The 21,197-nt window shown below is 65.2% G+C and carries 21 protein-coding genes and 2 riboswitches; of the genes, 4 read left to right on the plus strand and 17 right to left on the minus strand.

Annotated elements, in window-relative coordinates; genetic code table 11:
- Window positions 1-11 precede the first annotated feature (11 nt).
- Window positions 12-1,001 (plus strand): tripartite tricarboxylate transporter substrate binding protein, encoded by a 990-nt coding sequence (locus RS901_RS32835; protein WP_316154836.1) that lies wholly within the window; start codon window positions 12-14, stop codon window positions 999-1,001.
- 25 nt (window positions 1,002-1,026) lie between these two features.
- On the opposite strand, the gene RS901_RS32840 is transcribed toward RS901_RS32835, so the two are convergent.
- Genes RS901_RS32840 through RS901_RS32850 form a run of 3 tightly spaced genes read right to left on the minus strand, consistent with a single transcriptional unit; the run spans window position 1,027 to window position 5,049 of the window.
- Window positions 1,027-1,530, minus strand: a complete 504-nt coding sequence (locus tag RS901_RS32840) for a hypothetical protein (RefSeq protein ID WP_316154837.1) — start codon at window positions 1,528-1,530, stop codon at window positions 1,027-1,029.
- The gene (locus tag RS901_RS32845) at window positions 1,527-2,747 is read right to left on the minus strand and encodes a sialidase family protein (protein ID WP_316154838.1); all 1,221 of its coding nucleotides are present in this window, start codon (window positions 2,745-2,747) and stop codon (window positions 1,527-1,529) included. Before RS901_RS32845 ends, RS901_RS32840 begins: the two co-directional genes overlap by 4 nt.
- 25 nt (window positions 2,748-2,772) lie before the next feature.
- Complete coding sequence (locus RS901_RS32850; RefSeq protein ID WP_316154840.1) at window positions 2,773-5,049, minus strand: TonB-dependent receptor; 2,277 nt, start codon at window positions 5,047-5,049, stop codon at window positions 2,773-2,775.
- 210 nt (window positions 5,050-5,259) lie between these two features.
- A riboswitch (glycine riboswitch) is annotated at window positions 5,260-5,358 on the plus strand.
- Window positions 5,359-5,477: riboswitch (glycine riboswitch) on the plus strand. It begins immediately after the preceding riboswitch.
- A gap of 56 nt (window positions 5,478-5,533) precedes the next feature.
- On the opposite strand from RS901_RS32850, the gene RS901_RS32855 reads away from it, so the two are divergent.
- A complete protein-coding gene (locus RS901_RS32855) occupies window positions 5,534-6,802 on the plus strand; it encodes a D-amino acid dehydrogenase (protein WP_316154841.1) in 1,269 nt (422 codons plus the stop codon).
- A gap of 344 nt (window positions 6,803-7,146) precedes the next feature.
- On the opposite strand, the gene RS901_RS32860 is transcribed toward RS901_RS32855, so the two are convergent.
- The 13 genes from RS901_RS32860 to RS901_RS32920 all read right to left on the minus strand — a co-directional run bounded on the left by RS901_RS32860 (window position 7,147) and on the right by RS901_RS32920 (window position 18,364).
- Entirely contained in the window at window positions 7,147-7,740 is a 594-nt protein-coding gene (locus tag RS901_RS32860) for a type VI secretion system amidase effector protein Tae4 (RefSeq protein WP_316154842.1), read from the minus strand.
- Window positions 7,741-7,743: 3 nt separating this feature from the next.
- Window positions 7,744-8,310 carry a PAAR domain-containing protein gene (locus RS901_RS32865; protein ID WP_316154843.1) on the minus strand — a complete coding sequence of 189 codons (567 nt, stop codon included), beginning with the start codon at window positions 8,308-8,310 and terminating at the stop codon, window positions 7,744-7,746.
- Window positions 8,311-8,319: 9 nt separating this feature from the next.
- On the minus strand, window positions 8,320-8,736 hold the full coding sequence (locus RS901_RS32870) for a PAAR domain-containing protein (RefSeq protein ID WP_316154844.1): 417 nt from the start codon (window positions 8,734-8,736) through the stop codon (window positions 8,320-8,322).
- Window positions 8,737-9,029: 293 nt separating this feature from the next.
- Complete coding sequence (locus tag RS901_RS32875) at window positions 9,030-10,046, minus strand: branched-chain amino acid ABC transporter permease (protein WP_316154845.1); 1,017 nt, start codon at window positions 10,044-10,046, stop codon at window positions 9,030-9,032.
- Window positions 10,046-10,930 carry a branched-chain amino acid ABC transporter permease gene (locus RS901_RS32880; RefSeq protein WP_316154847.1) on the minus strand — a complete coding sequence of 295 codons (885 nt, stop codon included), beginning with the start codon at window positions 10,928-10,930 and terminating at the stop codon, window positions 10,046-10,048. Before RS901_RS32880 ends, RS901_RS32875 begins: the two co-directional genes overlap by 1 nt.
- A gap of 10 nt (window positions 10,931-10,940) precedes the next feature.
- Complete coding sequence (locus tag RS901_RS32885; RefSeq protein ID WP_316154848.1) at window positions 10,941-11,666, minus strand: ABC transporter ATP-binding protein; 726 nt, start codon at window positions 11,664-11,666, stop codon at window positions 10,941-10,943.
- Window positions 11,667-11,683: 17 nt separating this feature from the next.
- Window positions 11,684-12,457: an ABC transporter ATP-binding protein gene (locus RS901_RS32890; protein ID WP_316154849.1), complete on the minus strand. Its 774-nt coding sequence runs from the start codon at window positions 12,455-12,457 to the stop codon at window positions 11,684-11,686.
- A gap of 49 nt (window positions 12,458-12,506) precedes the next feature.
- On the minus strand, window positions 12,507-13,196 hold the full coding sequence (locus RS901_RS32895) for a DUF2848 domain-containing protein (protein WP_114136333.1): 690 nt from the start codon (window positions 13,194-13,196) through the stop codon (window positions 12,507-12,509).
- Window positions 13,197-13,263: 67 nt separating this feature from the next.
- Complete coding sequence (locus RS901_RS32900; protein ID WP_316154850.1) at window positions 13,264-14,490, minus strand: ABC transporter substrate-binding protein; 1,227 nt, start codon at window positions 14,488-14,490, stop codon at window positions 13,264-13,266.
- 47 nt (window positions 14,491-14,537) lie between these two features.
- Entirely contained in the window at window positions 14,538-15,881 is a 1,344-nt protein-coding gene (locus RS901_RS32905; RefSeq protein ID WP_316154852.1) for an amidase, read from the minus strand.
- Window positions 15,882-15,883: 2 nt separating this feature from the next.
- A complete protein-coding gene (locus RS901_RS32910; RefSeq protein ID WP_078199353.1) occupies window positions 15,884-16,264 on the minus strand; it encodes a cupin domain-containing protein in 381 nt (126 codons plus the stop codon).
- 45 nt (window positions 16,265-16,309) lie between these two features.
- Window positions 16,310-17,794 carry a 4-hydroxyphenylacetate 3-hydroxylase family protein gene (locus tag RS901_RS32915; protein WP_114136336.1) on the minus strand — a complete coding sequence of 495 codons (1,485 nt, stop codon included), beginning with the start codon at window positions 17,792-17,794 and terminating at the stop codon, window positions 16,310-16,312.
- A gap of 36 nt (window positions 17,795-17,830) precedes the next feature.
- Window positions 17,831-18,364 (minus strand): flavin reductase family protein, encoded by a 534-nt coding sequence (locus tag RS901_RS32920; RefSeq protein ID WP_316154853.1) that lies wholly within the window; start codon window positions 18,362-18,364, stop codon window positions 17,831-17,833.
- A gap of 371 nt (window positions 18,365-18,735) precedes the next feature.
- Between RS901_RS32920 and RS901_RS32925 the strand changes: the two genes are divergently transcribed.
- On the plus strand, window positions 18,736-19,959 hold the full coding sequence (locus tag RS901_RS32925) for an IscS subfamily cysteine desulfurase (protein ID WP_316154854.1): 1,224 nt from the start codon (window positions 18,736-18,738) through the stop codon (window positions 19,957-19,959).
- On the opposite strand, the gene RS901_RS32930 is transcribed toward RS901_RS32925, so the two are convergent.
- Window positions 19,956-20,498, minus strand: a complete 543-nt coding sequence (locus RS901_RS32930; protein ID WP_316154855.1) for a MarR family winged helix-turn-helix transcriptional regulator — start codon at window positions 20,496-20,498, stop codon at window positions 19,956-19,958. The two genes, RS901_RS32925 and RS901_RS32930, sit on opposite strands and share 4 nt — an antisense overlap.
- Window positions 20,499-20,607: 109 nt before the next feature.
- On the opposite strand from RS901_RS32930, the gene RS901_RS32935 reads away from it, so the two are divergent.
- Complete coding sequence (locus RS901_RS32935; protein ID WP_316154856.1) at window positions 20,608-21,189, plus strand: nuclear transport factor 2 family protein; 582 nt, start codon at window positions 20,608-20,610, stop codon at window positions 21,187-21,189.
- Window positions 21,190-21,197: the final 8 nt, after the last annotated feature.

Genomic DNA, 21,197 nt, shown 5'->3' on the forward strand with positions numbered 1-21,197 from the left:
AGGAGACACACATGACCAGCTTCAATCCTCTTCGCCGCCACCTGCTCAAGACCACCGCCGCGCTGGGCGCGTGCGCGCTGGCGCCAACGCTGGCGCGTGCCCAGGCCTGGCCGGCCAAGCCGATCCGGCTGGTGGTGCCGTTCGCGCCAGGCGGCAGCTCGGAGATCGTGGCGCGCTCCACCGCGGCGGAGCTGACCAAGCTGCTCGGCGTGTCAGTGTTCGTCGAGAACAAGCCCGGCGCGGCCGGCAATATCGCCATGGGCGAAGTCGCGCGCGCCGATGACAACCACACGCTGATCCTCGGCCATATTGGCACGCTGGCGGTCAATCCGTTTATCTTCCCGAAGCTGCCCTACGACCCCATCAAGGACTTCCGCGCGATCTCGCTGCTGTCCAAGGTGCCGAGCCTGTACGTGGTCCACCCCGACGTGCCCGCGAAGAACCTGAAGGAGTTCGTGGCGCTGGCCAAGAGCAAGCCCGGCAAGCTGAACTACGGTTCGGCCGGCAACGGCAGCGCCGGCCACCTGGCCTTTGAATACCTGAAGGCCGCGACCGGCACCTTCATCACCCATGTGCCGTATCGCGGCAGCGGCCCGCAGATCACCGACCTGCTGTCGGGGCGGCTGGACGCGGCCGCCGTCGGCGCGCCCGCGATCATCCAGTTCATCAAGGCCGGCAAATTGCGCTGCATCGCCACCGGCACGACCCAGCGCATTCCCCAGCTGCCTGACGTGCCAACGGTTGCCGAACAAGGCTATCCCGGCTTCGAAATGACGCAGTGGTATGGCCTGCTGGCACCGGCATCTCTGCCCCAGGCGGCCGCCGACAAGCTGGCGGACGCCACCGTGAAAGCAGTGAAGAGCAAGTCGTCGGTCGAGCGCCTGAGCGCGGATGCGGCGATTGTCGTGGGCGACACGCCGGCGGAGTTCTCGCGCTTCATCGCGCAGGAGCAGCAGCGCTGGAAGCCCATCATTGCGCGCGCGGGGATCAAGCCCGACTAAGCGGACAGCCGCTGCCGGTCCAGCCTCAGCCGGCGATGCCAGCCCAGCGCAGGTGCCTGTCCCAGTCGGCGTCGCTGATGACGCCGGACACGCCCTGCCGCTGGCCATCGGCGCGATAGAAGTAGGTGCGCGGCATCTCGCCCATCCAGTCCGGATCGACCGCATAGCGCAGCCGCTCCTGCGGCTCGTGCCCGAACACCCACGCGTTGCGCGTGAGCCTGACGCGCTGGAGCAGTTGCTGCACCTGTGGCAGCGCGTCGGGGTTGTCCGTCGCCAGCGTGACGACGCGCAGGTCCCGATGCTGCGCGCGCAGCTTGCCGATGGCGTCGAAGTTGCGCTTGCAATAGACGCAGTCGAGCGACCACACCACCAGCACAAAGGGCTTGCCCTGCTGGCTGGCTGCCAGCTGGGTGGCGCTGGCCGATGCGAACACGGCGACGCGCCCGGCCGGCGCACTGCCGGCATTGGCGGCAGTCATCGCCAGGGTCAGGACGGCAGCGGCGAGCAGCTTGCGGCGGGATGGCATCATGCGCCCTCCTTGCCCAGCGTGAACACCTGGAAGCCCTCGGCCTCGGTTCGCCACAGCACGTACGCGCGGCCGGCATGCTGCAGCAGGTGCGGCTGGTCCGAGTCGCGCCCGGTGCCGGCAAGCTTGCGGATCTGCCAGGTCTTGCCGCCGTCTTGCGACGACATCGCCGACAGGCGTGTCTGCTGGCCGTCGAACGATTTCCAGGTCACCACAATCTCGTTGTCATTCAGCGCGACGATGTCGGCATGCTGCGCGCGCGGGTCATCCAGCGGGCGCTGTGCCTGCAGCTTGCCGTCCTTCCAGCGCCCCACCGAGACCGTGGGCTTGCCTTCGCGCACATTGAACCAGACCATGTGCACCGTGCCATCGGGCGCCACCGAAGCGCCGGGGCCGTGGTGCGGGCAGGCGTCGATGCGCCAGTCGTCGAAGGTGGCGCGCTGCATCGGCGTGGCCTTGCCGTCGGTGCCCAGCAACGCCAGCGCGTGGTCGCGCGCGTTGGGCGGGAATACATGGCGCCACAGCGCCAGCATCTTGCCGTCGGGCGTTGGCGACAGCGCGATGCGGCAGCATTCGCACGACTGGTCGGCGATCTTGTAGTCGCCCTGGAAGGTCTTGCCCTGGTCGGCCGAAACCGCGTAGTAGATCGCGGCGCCGGCGTACGACTGCTTGCGCGCCTCGGCGGCAACCACGTCGCGCTTGTCGATCCAGCTGACAAAGACGCGCCCGGCGTTGTCCACCGCGATGGCGTCGAAGCGGTGCGCAATCTGGTCACGGTTGGCATGCACCGTCAGCGGTTCGGCGAAGGACTTGCCGCCGTCGGTGGAACGCGCAAAGCGGATAAAGCCGGTCCACGGCTTGGGCAGCGGCTGGGTCCAGGTGACGAAGATCTCGCCGTCGCGCCCCGCGGCCACCTTGGGCCGGCTTTCATGATCGGCGGCGACCTGCTCCGGCACGCTGTTGACATGCTGCGCCGGCCCGAAGCTGCGGCCGTAGTCGGTCGATGCACGTACCGCGACGTAGGGGCCGTCCTTGTAGGCGACCCACAGCTTGCCCTCGCGATCGAAGGCCGCGCCGGTGCCCAGCTCGCTCATCTTCGCGGCCTTGGCCTGGCCGCCGTGGCCGGCATGATCGCCGTGCGTTTGCGCGGTCGCGGCCAGCGCGGCACAGGCCATCAGCCCGGCAACGATCAGACGGAAACCGGGGCGAACGCCTTGCATGGTTGTGGTCAGCCTGTTCACGTGCTCAGAAGGAAAGTTTCGCCTCGGCGTAGAACGTCCGGCCCGGATACGGGTGGTAGACGTAGTAGCGCTGGTCGGTGAGGTTGTCGATGCCAAGCCCGAGGCGCACGTTCCTGGCGGGCCTGTACGTCACCTTGACGTCAAAGGTCAGGAAGCTGCTGGTGCCGCCGAAGGTGTCGGGATTGACGTCGGAATTGTCGAGCGTATTGTACTGCCGGCCCGAGTAGGTCATGGCCAGCGTGCCCGCCCATGCCGGCGTGATGCGATAGGTGCCGGCCAGGTTGGCGCGCCACTTCGGGATCCGGTAGAAGTACTTGCCGACCGAGGCCGGGTTGTTGGCATTCTCCAGCGTCTTCGAGTGGTTGTAGGCGCCGCTGGCCGACAGGTCGAAACCGCTGACAAGCACATCGCGCGCGTCATAGGCCAGCTCGATGCCGCGAGTACGCACACGGTCCACGTTCTGGAAGCTGGTGACGGTCGGGAATACCGTGGTGTTGGTCTGGCTGACCAGGGCATCGCGGATATCGTCCTCATACACCGAGACCCGGAAGTACGACGCATCCACCGTGCGCTCGAAAGTCAGGTCCTTCGAGAACGATCGCTCAGGCCGCAGGTTGGGATCGTTGTTGATCAGCGCGGTCCCGGTGATGCGGCCCTGGAACAGCTCGCTGACAGTCGGGTAGCGATAGGCCTGGCCCAGCGACAACCGGCCCAGCCAGTCCTGCCCGAAGGCCTTCTCCAGCGCCAGCTTGGGCGACCAGTTGGATTCGCTGCGCACCGGGTAGCCGATAGCCACGCCGGGCTGGCTGCGGCTGCCGTCATAGGCGCGCCAGCGTTCGTAGCGCACGCCGGGGATCAGCTTCCAGTCCTCGGCGAAGTACCAGGCGTCCTGCGCATACAGCGCCTGGGTCTCGGTCTTGCCGGCAAAGGCGTTGTTGAAGGCGGTGATGGTGGCCGCCTGCCAGTCCGAGGTGTTGTAGGTGGTGTTGGTCAGCCGGTAGTTGTCGTAGTGGTAGCCGAACGTGACCCAGTGCCCGCCCTGCAGTTGCTGCGGGCGGTAGTCGGCCTTCAGGTCGAGTGTGCGCCAACCGGTGCCATCGCCGTAGGTCACGGTGCCCGGCCCGTTGCCGGCGGTGTTGGCGCTGCGGCTGATGTCCTTGCTGACATCGAACAGCGACGCCACGCCCGAGAAATTCCAGCCGGTCTCGTTGCGCGTGCGCAGCGACAGGCCATAGAGCCAGCGCGCGTCCTCGCCGTTGCTCGGGGCAAAGGCGTTGGCGGGAATCACATAGCGATAGCCGCCGATATTCACATTACCGCTCGACACCGCATTGCCATTGGCATCGCGCAGGTAGCTGCCCGTGGCGCTGGAGCGGTCCTGTTGCCAGTAGGCGGCAGTGAACTGCGCCTGCAGGGTACTGGTGATGTCGTAGCCAAGCTTGAGCTTGAGCTGGTCCTGCACGGTATGCGTGACGCCCTCGCTGTTCACGCCCATCACCACGCGGTCGCGGCCGGTCTGGTCCTGGTCGAAGTGGGCGCCGGTGACCGGCTTGTCGGCGGAAGTGGCGCGGGCTGTGGAGCGCGCCACGGTATAGAAGCTCAGCGGCTGGCTCTTGCTGTCCTGCCGGTCCACGCTGACCAGCCAAGAGAACGGGCCGACGCGGTCGCCCACATAGGCGTTGGCGTGGACCCCGTTGAAGTTATCGTGCGTGCCATACAGGCTGAAGCGCTGCGTGAACAGCTGCACGCTGGCATCGCCCTCGAACTTCTCCGGCGTGCGCGTGGTGATCAGCACCGTCGCACCCAGCGAGTTGCCGGGATACAGCGCCGAATACGGGCCGTACAGCACATCCATGCGCTCGATCTCGGCGCTGTTGACCAGCGACCAGCGCGGCGGGAAGCTGAAGTCCGAACCCAGCAGGTTGGACAGCAGCAGGCCGTCCGCATAGACCAGCCCCCGCGCCGACTGGCGCGAACTGGTGCTGCGCACCGAGATGATCGAGTTCATATCGCCGATGAAGCGCTTGCGTACGGCGAGGTTGGGCGCGTATTTGAGGGCGTCTTCCGTGTTTACCACATTGAAGTCGGCCATGCGGCGGCTGCTGATGCCGTAGGCCGGCGAGGGCGTGTTGGGCGGTATGGCCGGCGTCTCGCCGCGCTCCGACTTGGCCGAGACCACCACCTCCTGCAGCGGCTCGGGCGCGTCCACCGCCTGGGCGGCGGCGACAGCGGGGCCCATCAGCACCGCCGAAACGGCCAGCGCAATGCGATTTTTCTTCACTGGAAAACCTTGTTGTCGTCTTTTTTTTGGCTCGCCCCACCTGAGCGCGGCATACGGCGCTTCTCCCCGAGAGCGAGCGCTGACATTTTATGGGGCACGGGGACGCAGGCCGATGCGACATAGCGACGCGGGCGGCGGGGCCGCCTAAGCGTTAACCCGCATATCCAACGTCAAGTCTTGTCACTACATTGCCCGGATTGGCGTCAAGCCAATGTGATGCAGGGAGAGACTGTCGCGGCGCCCGCCGCGGACGGCGCCGAAGGAGCAACCGCCCCGGAAACTCTCAGGCAAAAGGACCGGCATCACCAGTCAGTGCACTCTGAAGAATGCCGGACGCTATCGTCCGCCGGCATACCGAAGGAGCAAGCGCACCCCGCCCTGTCGGCCGGGTGTCGTGAATCTCTCAGGTCCAGAACAGAGGGGGCGTCCGCCACGCATATTGCGTCCGGGCTCCCACCATCGACGTTCCTGGAACCTGCAGATCATGAAATCAATCGCTGTCATCGGCGGTGGCATCACTGGTGTCACCACGGCCTACGCGCTGGCCCGGCGCGGATTCTCCGTCACGCTGTTCGAACGGCACCGCTATGCCGCCATGGAGACCTCGTTCGCCAATGGCGGCCAGTTGTCGGCCTCCAACGCCGAGGTCTGGACGCACTGGTCCACCATCATCAAGGGCATGAAGTGGATGCTGCGCAACGACGCCCCGCTGCTGGTCAATCCCCGGCCCAGCTGGCACAAGCTGTCGTGGTTCGCCGAGTTCATCGCCGCGATCCCCCACTACCGCCGCAACACCATCGAGACCGCGCGCCTGGCCATCGCGGCGCGTGAACACCTGTTTGACTGGGCGGCGCAGGAAGGCATTGATTTCGACCTGAAGAAAGAGGGCATCCTGCATATCTACCGCGACAAGGCCGGCTTCGAGCATGCCGGCCGGGTCTCGGCGCTGCTGGCGCAGGGCGGGCTGGAGCGGCGCGCGGTAACGCCGCAGGAGATGCGCGCGATCGAGCCGACGCTGGCCGGCTCGTACTACGGCGGCTACTTCACCGAAAGCGACTCCACCGGCGACATCCACAAGTTCACCAGCGGCCTGGCCGCGGCCATCGATCGGCTGGGCGTGCGCTGCCTCTACGGCCAGGACGTGCGCGCGGTGAAGACCGACGGCAGGCGCGCCACCGTGACCGTGCAGGACGGCGCCGACACGGCCACCTCCACCTTCGACGGCGCCGTGATCTGCGCCGGCACCGCCAGCCGCGCGCTGGCCGCGGGGCTGGGCGACCGGGTCAACATCTATCCGGTCAAGGGCTATTCGATCACGGTCAACCTGACCGACGAGGCCAGCCGCGCCGCCGCACCGGTGGTAAGCCTGCTCGACGACGAAACCAAGCTGGTCACCAGCCGCCTGGGCCACGACCGCTTCCGCGTGGCCGGCACCGCCGAGTTCAACGGCTACAACCGCGATATCCGCGCCGACCGCATCCGCCCGCTGGTGGAATGGGTGCAGCAGTGCTTCCCCGCCGTCAGCACGCGCAGCGTGGTGCCTTGGGCCGGGCTGCGGCCGATGATGCCGGACATGCTGCCGCGCGTGGGGCGCGGGCGTGCGGCCTGCATCTTCTACAACACCGGGCACGGGCACCTGGGGTGGACCTTGTCGGCGGTGACGGCGGATATGGTGGCGGGGGTCGTTGACCAGCATCTCGGCGCGAAGGTGGCGGTCGCGGCGGGTGCGCCGCTGGCATTGGCCAAGGCCTGAGTTCGCGGGTGTTTTCTCCCCCATTTGTGGGATAGGGCCACCGTGCTCGAACAGCGCCGCGCCGTGATGGAAGCATGGGGCGGCGCATGTATACGCTTGAAGAATAGTGGAAGTGATGCCCTATCTTCGCCCGGATGAGTATCCAAGCCATCCACCAATTAATGAGGCTGCGACCATAGACACGAACCAACCAACAAAGAACAGATTCGCTGCATGCTGATTCGTGTCGAACAAACTTCCTGTCCCGCGCAAAACTCCAATGCCGAAGAGATATAACCCGCCCCAAGCAGCAAGCGTAGCCAGGGCAGCGCCAGCAATAGCGCCGATGACTGCTTTCAGTATGTTCATTTTACGGGGAAGAAAAGAATTTTTTTCGAGTTGCGAAAATCTGACCAAATACCCGGAATCACAATATTCAAACTTACTCTTAGACCAGTACCAAAGCCCGTAAGCTTTTCTTCATTCCATAGATCGATATGACCTCCGCCGGCACTCCCTGCCGCCTCTCCATCACGCGCCCAATATCCATCAAACATTATTATTCCGGTTCGCCCCTTTACCTTGCCCACCCAGTCCCGCCCTGTAATATTCTCCGCCTTCCCCAGTCCGGCAAAAGGTTGCAATTTCAACCATTCCCCAAGTTCGTTTGCTCGCGTGGCAGTGACCTTCCCGTCTGCGGGAAGAATAATGCGCCCGATACTCGGCTGCCCCGACAGCGGCTTCACAAGCTTCGATGAAAAGGACTTCATCCCAATTCCGACCCTATGAAGAGCAACACTCATCCGGATCGCGCACTGATCGGAATAGGCCGGATTGTCATATGGATTGCCCGACGGATAATTGGCCCAGAGTTCCTGAAACGTTACCACCTTAAGCTGCACCTCCTTAATGGAATTCGGTGTCGCGTTTGTTGTCACGACCGTTTTCTTATTGGGCATACCTCATACCTCTGTCTGTTTTGCTAGAGCGTCATCGCCCCAATAAATTGCGTACTCGTTGAGGTTCTCTGTATATATGCGTGGTAACTTGCCGCTTTCGCCTATACCCCCAGAGAATGCGCGCCCGTCGGGCGTCTCGATGAAGTAGGGGTAGCCTTCCAAGGGTGTATTACCCGCTCGGACTCGGACTTGCTCGTCGTAGTCACCGGTCGCGGGCGAAGTCAGGTTCGAAGAGGCCAAGGACGCGGACGATGGCGGCGGTGGCGCATTGCGGCCTCCCCGGTTCACTTCAATAATGAAATCCGTCCGCGAGTGGATGACAACCGGATGAGTCGGGCACTTGCAATTGACTCGCGCACCAGTCACCAACATCTGTTTGCCGTCTACATCGACGGCCGGATAACAGTCATTCATCACCGGCCCGCCCACCTTGCAGGCGGGGCAGGTTGCATGGTCGCCTTCGACACCGACTATCAGGTCATGATGGAATATGCTGCGGCCCGTGGCGATGAGTATGCCGCCCGAGCTTGTCTTGTCTCCGTTCCGGAGTGCGTAGCGAATATCCGGCATGACGGCCTCTTAGGCGCGCACGGGATAGTAGGCGGGATCGAGCAGGCCAAGGATAGGCTTATCTGCCGATTCGTGGAATTCCAGCGCCGTCACGGGACTGAACACAATGGTGTCCCCATTGCTCAGGGGGCTGCCGATGAGGGCTACCGGCACGCCTGCTGACTCGCACGCCTTGCCTGCGCCCGCCATAATCACCGCTGTACTGCCATCCTGGTAGGTCGCCACGTCGCCAACCCGGACGATGGGACGGCCATCGTAGCTTTGATTGCTGGAACCCTTCACGACTTCACCGCCGTTGGCGGTCTTCGCACCTTCGAATGCTGCAACGTAAATCTTCTTGGTTTTCGTGTCTTGCATCATTGATCCCCGGTTGGAAATGGTTTTCTTGCCGAGTACCATTGAGCCGAAATCGGCAGTGGGGATCAATCAGACATCGCCTAAATTTGGGGATGATTCTTCAAAAGTCTTGCATGACGGCCAGGCGGCCCGAAGCCTATTGTTCGCGGGACGACCGCGACCGGCCTCCTGGCTGTGGGGCGCTCGGTGCGGCAGCCGCACGCTCGGCCTGCGCCCGCACTACCAGTTCCCCGATCGCCTGCGCGAGCCGCGTGTGGGCTTCCAGCCCCCATCTTGTAGGCCGCATTGCGTGAGGGATACCCACTCCCCGGCCCCTCTCCCGCAAGCGCGAGAGAGGAGAAACTCCATGGACGGTTTTCGCCTCACCCGGGGCGTCGCCCCAAACTCCCCACAATCCCCTTGCGGAACGTCAGCACGCACACGATGAAGATGATGCCCGTCACCATCGACACCGATTCACCGAGCCCGTTGAACCAGTCGATGCCCGTCACCGCCGCAAGGTAGCTGCCCAGTTCGCCAAGCTTGTTCTCCAGCGCGATCACAACAAACGCGCCGATGATCGGCCCGGTCAGCGTGCCGAGCCCGCCCAGCAGCGTCATCAGGATGACCATGCCGGACATCGACCAGTGCACGTCGCTCAACGTCTCGAAGCCCAGCACCAGCGCCTTGACCGAACCGGCCAGCCCCGACAGCGCCGCCGACAGCACAAAGGCGGTCAGCTTGAAGCGGTCGACGTCATAGCCCAGCGATACCGCGCGCGGCTCGTTCTCCTTGATCGCCTTCAGTATCTGCCCGAACGGCGAATGCACCGTGCGCACGATCAGCGCGAAGGCGGCCACGATGATCGCCAGCGCGATGTAGTACAGCGTCAGGTCGTCCGACAGCGGCAGCACCCCGAACAGCTTGCCGCGCGGGATGCCCTGCAGGCCGTCCTCGCCGCCGGTGAACGGCGCCTGCAGGCAGATGAAGAACAGCATCTGCGCCAGCGCCAGCGTGATCATCGAGAAGTAGATACCCTGCCGGCGGATGGCCAGCGAGCCCACCACGTAGCCGATCAGCGCGCCCGCACCGGTGCCCAGGATCAGGCCGATTTCCGGGGTCACGCCCCAGACCTTCATGGCATGGCCAGCGGCATAGCCTGCGCCGCCGAAGAAGGCCGCATGGCCGAACGACAGCAGCCCGGTGTAGCCGATCAGCAGGGTGAAGGCGCACGCAAACAGCGCGAAGCACAGCACCTTGAGCACGAACACCGGATACGCCCCCGCCAGTGGCGCGGCCAGCAGGCACGCCAGCACCACCCCGTACAGAACCTGCTTTGGCAGGCGCCCCGCCACCTGCTGCTGCCGCACGCCGATTGCGGCGATAGATTGTCCGCTCATCACTTCTCCTTTCCGAACAGCCCTGCCGGGCGCAACAACAGCACCACCACCATGATGACGAAGACAACGGTGGAAGATGCTTCCGGGTACAACACCTTGGCCAGCCCTTCGATCACGCCCAGCCCCAGGCCGGTCAGGATCGCGCCCATGATCGAGCCCATGCCGCCGATCACCACCACCGCGAACACGACGATGATCAGGTTCTGCCCCATCAGCGGCGATACCTGCATGACCGGCGCCGCCAGCACCCCGGCAAACGCGGCCAGCGCCACGCCGAAGCCGTAGGTCAGTGTCACCATCAGCGGCACGTTGACGCCGAACGCCTCGACCACCTTGGCGTTCTCGGTGCCGGCGCGCAGGTAGGCGCCCAGCCTGGTCTTCTCGATCACGTACCACGTCGACAGGCAGACCGCCAGCGATGCCCCAACCACCCACACGCGGTAATTGGGCAAGCGCATGAAGCCCAGGTCGGAGGCGCCCTGCAGCGCCTCGGGCGGTGCATAGGGCAGCCCGGACACGCCATAGACCGAGCGGAAGATGCCTTCGATCACCAGCGTAATGCCCAGTGTCAGCAGCAGGCCGTAGATATGGTCGAGCTTGTAGATCCAGCGCAGCATGGTCTTCTCGATCCCCACGCCCAGCGCGGCCACCACCAGCGGCGACAGCAGCAGCATCGCCCAGTAGCTGAGCCCCGCATGGCTCATGCCGGCCCACGCCAGCACCGCGCCCAGCATGAAGAGCGCGCCGTGCGCAAAGTTGATGACATTCAGCAGCCCGAAGATCACCGCCAGGCCCAGGCTCAGCATGGCGTAGAAGGCGCCGTTGACGAGCCCGAGCAACAGCTGCGACAGCAGCGCCGGGAGCGGGATTTCAAACAGATTCATGAGTCGCTCCTTATACGCCCAGCAGTTCATGCAGCTCCGGCATTCTGGCCTGCAGCTCATTGGCCGCGAAGCGCTCGACGATGCTGCCGTGCTCCATCACGTAGAAGCGGTCCGCCAGCGGCGCGGCAAAGCGGAAGTTCTGCTCCACCATCACCACCGTATACCCCTTCTGCTTGAGCATCAGGATCATGCGCGCAAGCGCCTGCACGATCACCGGTGCCAACCCTTCCGAGATTTCATCGAGCAGCAGCAGGTTGGCGCCGGTGCGCAGGATGCGCCCGACCGCCAGCATCTGCTGCTCGCCGCCGGAAAGACGCGTGCCCTGGCTCTGGCGGCGCTCCTTCAGGTTCGGGAACATCTCGTAGATATCGGTCTCGCTCATGCCCTTGCTGGTGTCGGCGCCCTTCAGCACCGGCGGCAGCATCAGGTTCTCTTCGCATGAGAGGCTGGAGAAGATCGCCCGCTCTTCGGGGCAATAGCCAATGCCGTAGTGCGCGATCTTGTGCGTGGGCAGGCTGATGGTCTCGTGGCCATTGACCTTGATCGAGCCCTTGCGCGCGCCGGTCAGTCCCATGATCGCGCGCAGCGTGGTGGTGCGGCCAGCGCCGTTGCGGCCCAGCAGCGTGACCACTTCGCCGCGGTTCACGGTCAGGTCCACGCCGTGCAGGATGTGCGATTCGCCGTACCATGCATGCAGGTCCCTGATCTCGAGCGCGGGTGTGTTGGATGTCGTCATATCGTTCCCCGGCCCTCTCAGTGCGCGCCCTGCAGTTCCGCGTCGACGGTGCCCATGTAGGCCTCCATCACGCGCGGATCCTTCGAGACTTCCGCATACGGGCCTTCGGCCAGGATCGCGCCACGCTGCAGCACGGTGATCTTGTCGGCGATCGACGAGACCACGCTCATGTTGTGCTCCACCATCAGGATGGTGCGGCCCGCAGAAACTTTCCTGATCAGCTGCGTGACGCGGTCCACGTCTTCGTGGCCCATGCCCTGCGTGGGTTCGTCGAGCAGCATCAGCTCGGGCTCCATCGCCAGCGTGGTGGCAATCTCCAGCGCGCGCTTGCGGCCGTACGGCAGGTTCACCGTCAGCGTCTGCGCGAACTCGGTCAGGCCGACCTGCTCGAGCAGCTCCATGGCGCGGTCATTGAGCACGTCCAGCGAGCGCTCACTGCGCCAGAACTGGTACGCCGTGCCGAGTTGCCGCTGCAGCCCGATGCGCACGTTCTCCATCACCGTCAGGTGTGGAAATACCGCCGAGATCTGGAACGAACGGATCACGCCGCGCCGCGCGATCTGCGCGGGCTTTTCACGGGTGATGTCGATGCCGTTGAAAAGGATGGTGCCGGTGGTCGGCTCCAGGAACTTGGTGAGCAGGTTGAAGCAGGTCGTCTTGCCGGCGCCGTTGGGCCCGATCAAGGCATGGATCGACCCGCGGCGCACCCGCAGGTTCACGTCGCTCACCGCGGTAAAGCCGCGGAAGGCCTTGCCGAGGTTGCGGGTCTCTAGTATCAGGTCGTGGTGCATGGCCGTGACTCCGTGGCGCTGCCGTGTCGGTTGGGATGGCGCGGCATGCTCAGCCCGCCACGGGCAGCGCAGCGACCGCGTAGGCGTGGCGCAGCGTGCGCCCCAGCACCGGGTCTTCCAGCTCGATCTCGAAGCGCTCGGCCGGGCGGATGCCGCCGATCGCGGGCAGCGTTCCGCACAGCATCGCCGAGCCTTCGCCAAAGTCGCCGCCATGGCCGCTGAAGCGCTGCAGCAGGTCCGCCGGGGAGCGCATGGCGGTCACCGGGCCTTCCTGGTACAGCACGCGCTCGCCGTCGATGGTGGCGTAGGAGCGCAGCACCAGCTGGTCCCAGTGGCCTTCCACCTCGGAAAGGCGCCACAAGGCCGACGCACAGGGCTTCTCGCACATCTGCTTGGACACGGTGATGCCGTAGGTCTCGGCTTCGCGGTCGGTATGGTCCGAGGCAATGCCCACCAGGATGTCATCGCCGTCCCGGACCAGCAGGAATTCGGCTTCGCCGCTGCTGGCCTCGCCGCTGACCTGGATCTCCGGAGCCGGCCCCAGTCGCTGCGCAGCGACGCGATAGAACACCGGGGTATAGGGCGGGCGCTTCACACCCAGTTCTTCCAGTTCCCGGATGTGGGCTTCCATGGCTTCGACGTCGCGGCCGGTCCAGCCCGCCACGATGAGCTGGTGGATGGTGACGGTGCGTTGCGACTTGCCCTGGCGGCTGTCGAGTTCAAAGGTAAGGGTCTTCATGATCGGTTGCTCTCTGCAATCGGGTGGAGCGCCGGCTGGAATGCCGGCCTCGGTGAGGGATGTGGGCTTACTTCCTGACCAGCGGGCAGGTGCTTGCGCTGAGCGGGCGGAACGCCTCGCTCGCGGGAATCACGCTGTTGATCTTGTAGTAGTCCCAGGGGCGCTTGGACTCCTGTGGCCGCTTCACTTCGACCAGGTACATGTCATGCACCATCAGGCCGTCCGCGCGGATCGTCCCGTTTTTGGCGAAGAAGTCATTGACCGGGGTCTCGCGCATGCGCGCCAGCACGGCATCGCTGTCGTCGGTGCGCGCAGCCTGGATCGCTTTCAGATAGTGCGTGGTCGACGAGTACACGCCGGCATGCACAAGCGTTGGCATGCGCCCGGTCTTCTCGAAGAAGCGTTGCGACCACGCGCGCGTGGCGTCGTCGCGGTCCCAGTAGAACGATGTCGTCAGCGTCATGCCCTGCGCGGCTTGCAGCCCCAGGCTGTGGATGTCGCTGATAAACATGTGCAGCCCGGCCAGTTTCTGCTTGCCCGCGGTGTTGATGCCGAAATCCGCGGCGGTCTTGATCGCATTGACCGTGTCGGCGCCTGCGTTGGCCAGGCCGATCACCTTCGCGCCCGAGGACTGTCCCTGCAGCAGGTAGGACGACAGGTCGGCGGAGTTGATCGGATGCTTCGCCTTGCCCTTCATGGTGCCGCCGACGCTGGACAGCGCCTCGGTGCCGTCCTTCTCCAGCGACGCGCCCAGGGCGTAGTCGACCGTCAGGAAGTACCAGCTGTTGTCGCCGCGCCGTGCCAGCGCCTTGACCGTGTTGGCGGCAAAGGCATACGTATCGTACGAGTACTGGATGGTGTAGGGCGAGCAGTCTTCATTGCTCAGGCGCGTGGTGCCGGCACCGCTGGCGATGACGATCTTGTGCTTGAGCTTGCCCAGGTTGGACACGGCCAGCGCGACCGAGGACGGCAGCGCGTCCTGGATCACGTCAACCTTCTGGTTGTCGAACCAGCCGCGCGCCAGCGTGGCGGCGACGTCGGTCTTGTTCTGGTGGTCGGCGCTGACCACCTGGATGGGGGCGCCCAGCACCTTGCCGCCGAAATCGTCCACGGCCATCTGCGCGGCGACCACCGAGCCCTTGCCGCCGATATCGGAAAAGATCGACGACATGTCGGTCAGCACACCGATCTTGACCACGCCGTCGCTGATGGGGGACGGGTCGGCTGCGGAAGCAGTCGCCGCGAACAGGGTGGCGCAGGCCAGTACGGCGGCGCCGGTACGGATATCAGGCATTGTTGTCTCCACTGTAGTTATGGGTACTTCTGTACTGCTGCGGGAGCTCAGCCCCGTTCGTGCCGCAATGCCGCCTCGATGCCCATGCCGATGGCCAGCAGCCTGCGGTCGGACAGGTGGCGCCCGAACAGCATCAGTCCCACCGGTGCGTCGCCCAGGCGATGGCACGGGACTGACAGCGCGCACAGGTCGAGCATGTTGGCGATGGCCGGGTTGCGCAGCAGCAGCCGGTTGGTACGGAAGAAGGCTTCGTCGTCGTCCAGGTCCGCAATGCGCGGCGCCACGACCGGCGCGGTGGGCAGGACCACTGCGTCGAAGCCCGCCAGCTCGGCATCGGCCTGCCGGCACAGCTCGCCCCGGCGCTGCAGCATGCGCAGGTAGTCGGCGGCACGTTGACCATCGGCCAGCCGGATGCGCGACAGCACGCGCGGGTCATAGCGATCAGACTGCTCGGCCAGCAGGCTGCCGTGCCAGGCACTGGCTTCCGCGGCGACCAGGCCGCCGTTGGCGCCGATGCCGGCCAGCTGGTCCCAGCTGTCGAAGCTCACGTCCTGCAGCAGCGCGCCCGCCGCCGACAGCCGGCGCAGCGTGCGGCTGAAGACCTCGGCCACCTCGTCCGACATGCCTTCCAGCACCAGGCCGGCGGGCACCGCCAGGCGCAGCCCGGCCAGCGGCACTGGCCCCGCGGGCGGCGCCTCGCCCGCCATCACGGCATCGATGGCGGCGCAGCACGCCACGGTATTGGCCAGGCAGCCCACCGAGTCATAGCTGGGCGACAGCGGCACCGTGCCCTGCAGCGGCACGCGCCGCGCCGTGGGCTTGAAGCCCGCGATGCCGCATAGCGCCGCCGGGATCCGGCAGGAACCGCCGGTGTCGGAGCCGACCGCGGCCAGTGCCATGCCGTCGGTCACCGACACCGCTGCCCCCGACGAGGAGCCGCCGGGAATGCGGCCCGCTGGCCGGTCATAAGGATTGCGCGGCGTGCCGTAGTGCGGATTGATTCCGACGCCCGAGTAGGCGAACTCGGTCATATTGGTGCGTCCGACAAACACCGCCCCCGCTGCACGCAAGCGCGCGATGACCGGTGCATCGGCGCTGGCGGCACGCTCCGGCAGCACCCGGGCGCCGGCGCGGGTCACGTCGCCCTGCACGTCGAACAGGTCCTTGACGGACACCGGCACGCCCGCCAGTGGGCCGGCCACGCCCTGCTCGCGCAGCATGTCGCAGGCCTGGGCCTGCTTGCGCGCTGCCATGCTCACGCCATGCGGAAACACGCGCGCGCCCTCGCCGCCGGGATTGCAGATACGTTCGACGCAGGACGCCAGTAGGGACTGCGCGTTGGCGCTGCCCGCGGCAAGCTGGCGCTGTGCGGTTGCGATGGTCGCTTCCATGATCAGGCCGGGTCGTAGTAGTGGATCTCCAGCAGCATGCAGCCGCCGTCGGACTTGAACGGGCCGTGGAAGGCACCGGGCGGGCGGCAGGCGTAGGTGTTGGGGACGAAGGCTTCGCCGCCCTTGCCATTGGCGTCGTTGCCGACGGTCAGGTCGCCGCTGAGCAGATAGACCTCTTCCCAGTACTCATGCACGAAGGGCGAGGTGGTGAACACGCCGGGCTGGAAGCGCAGCAGGCGGGTGCGGCTGCCGCTGCGGCCGCCCTCGTCCAGCGAGCCGGACAGGATCTTCTGCTGGATGCCCGAGGGATAGCCGTGAGGGACTTCCCAGCCGGACTCCAGGTCCAGAGTGTGGAACTCGTCGTGAAGTTTGGTGATTGCCATGTCGATCTCCGTGTTCGATGCGGGAATTGGGAAAGGTGGGGGAAATCAGGCGGCCTGCGGCAGCTTGGCCAGTTCGCTTTCAAGGGAATAGCTGCCGAGCATGTTGTCGACCAGGCCGGATGCGTTCTGCCAGTCGTAGGTGCGGTAGGCATGCCCCTTGGTGACGAAGGTGGCGCCCGCGTAGAACATCTCGTACTGGTTGTGGCGCGACGCAAACTCGGAGCCGACCGCGTCCCAGGCGAGCTTGAAGAACTTGACGCGCTCTTCCGGGCTGCACACCGGCGACTTCTGCGTCTTGGCGATGATCCCGGCGAGCGACGGATTGGCGAAATCCTCGATGCTCGACGGCAGCATGATCATGCCGCCGCCGGCCAGCTCGCGCAGCGTGGCCAGCACCTTGCCATAGAGCTGCTGGGTGACCACCTGCGAGCCGTACAGCATGCTGCGGTCCGGCACGAAGTAGCCGTGCTTGCCGACCTGGCCCTTGGCCTCCATGCCGTAGACCCAGGCCTCGACCATGCCCGCCTCGGCGGCCAGCTGGCCCAGCATTTCCCTGACCTGCGGGAAGCTGTTGGTGCCGTTGATCTCGGTGATGCGGTGCGCCAGGCCCACCAGGAAGCGCAGCTTCACCATCAGCCGCACCTGGCACTGGTAGTTCTGGTAGACGTGCGCCGGCGTGGCGTGGAATTGCCTGGCGCACAAGCCCACGTCGCCCGCGACGAAGATGCGCTCCCACGGCACCTTGACGTCGTCGAAATAGAGCACCGCGTCGTTCTCGTCAAAGCGGCTGGCCAGCGGGTTGTCGAACACCGAGGTGGCATTGGCTTCGTACGACTTGCGCGACATCACCTTCAGGCCCTTGGTGTTCATCGGCACCGCGAAGGACAGCGCATACATCTCGTCGCCCTCGCGCAGCGGCTGGATGCAGCTGCAGAAGACCTCGTTGGCCATGATGCCGCTGGTGGCCAGCATCTTGGCGCCGCGCACGGTGATGCCCTCCGCGTCCTGGTCGACGATGCCCACCGCCAGGTATTTGTCCTCCTGCTCGTGCGCGGACTTGGACTGGTTGGCCTGCGGGTTGACGATCACATAGGTGAGGAACAGGTCATTGTCGCGGGCATAGCGGTAGTAGTCGCGCAGCGCACCGGCACGTGCCGGATCGGCCTGCTCGAAAACATCGATGCCCATGTACATGCCCGAGATGCAAGAGGCCACGTGGTCGGGCGAGCGGCCCATGAAGCCGTAGTGCAGCTCGGTCCAGGCTTCCAGCATCTGGCGGCGCTCGACCAGTTCGTTGTAGCTGGCCGGCAGCTCCCAGATCCGGCTGACGCGCCGGTCGGTGCCCGCCGGCTGGAAGGTCATCTTGTCGACATTGCCGGGCTGCGCCTGGAAGTCATAAAGGTTGGCGTAGCTGCGGATCGAGTTGCGGAAAGCCGGATGGCTGGTGACATCCGTCACCCGCTTGCCGTCCAGATACACCTCGCGGCCATCGCGCAGCATGGCGATGTGCTGGTTACCGGTCTTGATCATGTCGTTCTCCTGTGCTGACTGTCTGTTCTTGTGGATTCAGGCAGCGGCCGGGCTGCCTTCCAGTGCCCGGTACTTGCCGCCAAAGAAGATGAGGGGCCGGCCATCCTGGCGGGCCTGGTGACGGACCACCCGCCCGATAAAGATCACGTGATCGCCTCCGTCGTGCATGGCATAGGGCTCGCACTCGAAGGTGGCCAGCGCGTCCGGCAGCAGCACGTGGCTGTCCTCGTTGCGCTTGCTGAAATCGATGCCTTCCCACTTGCCGGAATTGGCCCTGGCGAAGCGGTTCGAGATATCCTGCTGCGCCTCGGCCAGCACGTTGACGGCATAGCGCCGCGCGCTGCGCAGGTCGCCCAGGCTCAGGCAGCGGCGGTCCACCGAGAACAGCACCAGCGGCGGGTCCAGCGATACCGAGTTGAACGACGCCACCGTGATGCCAACCGGCAGCCCTTCTTCGCGCGGCGCGGTAATCACGGCAACGCCTGTTGCAAACATCGCCAACGCATTCCTGAAGCGGCGGTGCGCTTCTGCGTCCGCTTTGACGCCCTGACCAACAGATGACTCAGCCATCACGACTCCTACGCAAGTGTTCTCATCAAACCGGTTACTTTGTTTATTTACCTTTGTAACTTAGGTTTTATTGAATGCTAGAAAACAACGCCATTCAAGTTGGTGGAAACCCTAGAGTGCGGAGCCGGACAGTCCCAACGAGGCGACTCAACGAAGTCCGGAAACCCTTGCTGGACAAGGTTTTCCGGCTAGCGGACAGATGCCGCCACGCGGCCGGAATTGCAGCTGTCCGCGCGTCAAGCAACCCTACCGGCAGCATGGCACCGCCGCGAACGGCCGCTGCCCGGTGCTAGACTCGGCCCCACTTTGCTTGACCAGCGGGTACGCTTTGCCCACGGTCGTCCCCACATCCGCCGCCAGGAATGAGCGCTATGCAATCCGAGCCGAAGGCCCTTCCGATCTACATGGACTACAGCGCGACGACGCCGGTCGACACCCGGGTCGTCGAGAAGATGGTTCCCTACCTGCACCAGCAGTTCGGCAACCCCGCATCGCGCAGCCATTACTACGGCTGGCAGGCGGAAGAGGCGGTCGAGGCCGCACGCGCGCATGTGGCGGCGCTGCTGAATGCGGACCCGCGCGAAATCATCTGGACCTCCGGCGCGACCGAGGGTAACAACCTGGCGATCAAGGGCGCGGCGCATTTCTATCGCGGCAAGGGCAAGCACATCATCACGGTCAAGACCGAGCACAAGGCGGTGCTCGATACCTGCCGCGAGCTGGAGCGGCAGGGCTTTGAGGTGACCTATCTCGACGTCGGCACCGATGGCCTGGTCGACCTTGACGCGCTGCGCGCGGCCATGCGGCCGGACACCATCCTGGTGTCGGTGATGATGGTCAACAATGAGATCGGCGTGATCCAGCCGGTCGCGCAGATCGGCGAGCTCTGCCGCGCGGCGGGGGTGGTGTTCCATTGCGATGCGGTGCAGGCCGCCGGCAAGATTGCCATCGACCTGGAAACCCTGAAGATCGACCTGCTCACCGTGACGGCGCACAAGGTCTATGGCCCCAAGGGCATCGGCGCGCTCTACGTGCGGCGCAAGCCGCGCATCCGCATCGAGGCGCAGACCCACGGCGGCGGACATGAGCGCGGCATGCGCTCAGGCACCCTGCCGACGCACCAGATCGTGGGCATGGGAGAGGCCTTCAGGCTGGCAAAGCTGGAACTTGCGGAGGAAGCGCGCCGCGTGGGCGCGTTGCGCGACCGGCTGCTGGCGGGGCTGTCGCGGCTGGACGAGGTCTACGTCAACGGCAGCCTGGCGCACCGTATCCCGCACAACCTGAACATCAGCTTCAACTATGTCGAAGGCGAATCGCTGATCATGGGCATCAAGGACGTGGCGGTGTCGTCGGGCTCGGCCTGCACCTCGGCTTCACTGGAGCCCTCGTTCGTGCTGCGGGCGCTGGGACGCAGCGACGAGCTGGCACATAGCTCGATCCGCTTTACCCTTGGGCGCTACACCACTGAGGCAGAGGTGGACGAGGTCATCCGGCAGGTCAGCGAGACCGTTACCCGCCTGCGTGAACTGAGCCCGCTATGGGAGATGCACCAGGAAGGCATCGATGTCGGCACGGTGCAGTGGGCCGCGCACTAGCCTTTCTGCCGGCGCGCCTGCAGGTGTTCGAGATCCAGCGCGGCGCGATCGCCGTTGGCGACCAGCCGGTCGACCACCGAGCACAGCACCTTGAATTCGGTGCGGGACACGCCGTCGAACAATACGTCGTTGATCTGCTGCTGCACCGGCAGCAGTTCATTGAGCAGACGGGTCCCGGCGGCGGTGATGGTCAGACGCATCTTGCGCTTGTCTTCGGGATGGGCCTTCTTGTCGATCAGCCCCAGCTGCTTGAGCTTGCCGGTCTCGATGGTGATGAACGGGCCGCTCAGGTGCAGATGGTCGGCGAGCTGGTTGACCGTCACCTCGCCTTGCTGCGACAGGTGCAGGATCGAGCGGATCAGCGAGTACTGGACCCCTGTCAGGCCGATCAGGCTGCCAAAGCCGTCGCGCACGGACAGCAGGCGCGCGGCAAATGGCAGCAGGCCATTCACCAGGTGCCGGAACTCACGGTCCGAGCCGTCGACCAGGCACGCCGGATGCGTTACGGTCAGGTTCTTGTTTGCAGGAGTCGTTGCCATCGGCGGAATGTCCACTTAGCTTTTGATACAAGCTTTGTGCCAAATTCTATCAAACTCGCCGCAACACCCCGGCGGCCCCCGCCTTTCAACCCATACCCTTGAGCCCAGCATGAACACAATCCCGCTCGCCACCGCCAAAGCCCGGCTGGCCCAATACGTCGAGGCCAAGGACAACAACCGCCCGGCGCTGATCCACGAAGCTTTTGCTCCGGATGCGTCGCTGACCTTCTCGATCGATACCGACTCCATCAGCTTCCCGCCCAAGGCCGATGGCGCAGATGCCATTGCCTCGACGCTGGTCAGCGAGTTTGCGAAGAGTTTCGACCGCTGCCGGACTTACTACATCGGCGACGTTGCCGCGGCGCTGGACGGCAACGCCATGACGATCCCCTGGCTGGTGGTGATGCGGGAAACCGCGGCCAGCGCCTTGCGCGTCGGCAAGGGCTATTACCGCTGGGGCTTTGCCGCCGACGATGACGGCACGTACCGTATCGCCAGCCTGCATATCCATATCGAACGGATGGACACGATCGCCGATCCCGGCGCGGTCACGCTGGCGGCCTTGCAGGCGGCACTGCCCTATCCCTGGCTGCCGGCGCCGGTGCTGGCTGCCAGCATCGAAGCGCAAACCAGCGCGCATCCCGCGCTCGGCTTCCTGAACGTGTTCGCGCAAGCGGCCCGCATGTCCTGACGGGCGCG

The organism is Cupriavidus sp. BIC8F (genome assembly GCF_032465815.1).
Lineage (GTDB): Bacteria > Pseudomonadota > Gammaproteobacteria > Burkholderiales > Burkholderiaceae > Cupriavidus > Cupriavidus necator.

Excerpts from the sequence above, each read along its gene's own strand:
- RS901_RS32835 (WP_316154836.1), top strand. The coding sequence starts at position 12 with ATGACCAGCTTCAATCCTCTTCGCCGCCACCTGCTCAAGACCACCGCC.
- RS901_RS32840 (WP_316154837.1), bottom strand. The coding sequence starts at position 1,530 with ATGATGCCATCCCGCCGCAAGCTGCTCGCCGCTGCCGTCCTGACCCTG.
- RS901_RS32845 (WP_316154838.1), bottom strand. The coding sequence starts at position 2,747 with ATGCAAGGCGTTCGCCCCGGTTTCCGTCTGATCGTTGCCGGGCTGATG.
- RS901_RS32855 (WP_316154841.1), top strand. The coding sequence starts at position 5,534 with ATGAAATCAATCGCTGTCATCGGCGGTGGCATCACTGGTGTCACCACG.
- RS901_RS32860 (WP_316154842.1), bottom strand. The coding sequence starts at position 7,740 with ATGCCCAATAAGAAAACGGTCGTGACAACAAACGCGACACCGAATTCC.
- RS901_RS32865 (WP_316154843.1), bottom strand. The coding sequence starts at position 8,310 with ATGCCGGATATTCGCTACGCACTCCGGAACGGAGACAAGACAAGCTCG.
- RS901_RS32875 (WP_316154845.1), bottom strand. The coding sequence starts at position 10,046 with ATGAGCGGACAATCTATCGCCGCAATCGGCGTGCGGCAGCAGCAGGTG.
- RS901_RS32880 (WP_316154847.1), bottom strand. The coding sequence starts at position 10,930 with ATGAATCTGTTTGAAATCCCGCTCCCGGCGCTGCTGTCGCAGCTGTTG.
- RS901_RS32885 (WP_316154848.1), bottom strand. The coding sequence starts at position 11,666 with ATGACGACATCCAACACACCCGCGCTCGAGATCAGGGACCTGCATGCA.
- RS901_RS32890 (WP_316154849.1), bottom strand. The coding sequence starts at position 12,457 with ATGCACCACGACCTGATACTAGAGACCCGCAACCTCGGCAAGGCCTTC.
- RS901_RS32895 (WP_114136333.1), bottom strand. The coding sequence starts at position 13,196 with ATGAAGACCCTTACCTTTGAACTCGACAGCCGCCAGGGCAAGTCGCAA.
- RS901_RS32900 (WP_316154850.1), bottom strand. The coding sequence starts at position 14,490 with ATGCCTGATATCCGTACCGGCGCCGCCGTACTGGCCTGCGCCACCCTG.
- RS901_RS32905 (WP_316154852.1), bottom strand. The coding sequence starts at position 15,881 with ATGGAAGCGACCATCGCAACCGCACAGCGCCAGCTTGCCGCGGGCAGC.
- RS901_RS32910 (WP_078199353.1), bottom strand. The coding sequence starts at position 16,264 with ATGGCAATCACCAAACTTCACGACGAGTTCCACACTCTGGACCTGGAG.
- RS901_RS32915 (WP_114136336.1), bottom strand. The coding sequence starts at position 17,794 with ATGATCAAGACCGGTAACCAGCACATCGCCATGCTGCGCGATGGCCGC.
- RS901_RS32920 (WP_316154853.1), bottom strand. The coding sequence starts at position 18,364 with ATGGCTGAGTCATCTGTTGGTCAGGGCGTCAAAGCGGACGCAGAAGCG.
- RS901_RS32925 (WP_316154854.1), top strand. The coding sequence starts at position 18,736 with ATGCAATCCGAGCCGAAGGCCCTTCCGATCTACATGGACTACAGCGCG.
- RS901_RS32930 (WP_316154855.1), bottom strand. The coding sequence starts at position 20,498 with ATGGCAACGACTCCTGCAAACAAGAACCTGACCGTAACGCATCCGGCG.
- RS901_RS32935 (WP_316154856.1), top strand. The coding sequence starts at position 20,608 with ATGAACACAATCCCGCTCGCCACCGCCAAAGCCCGGCTGGCCCAATAC.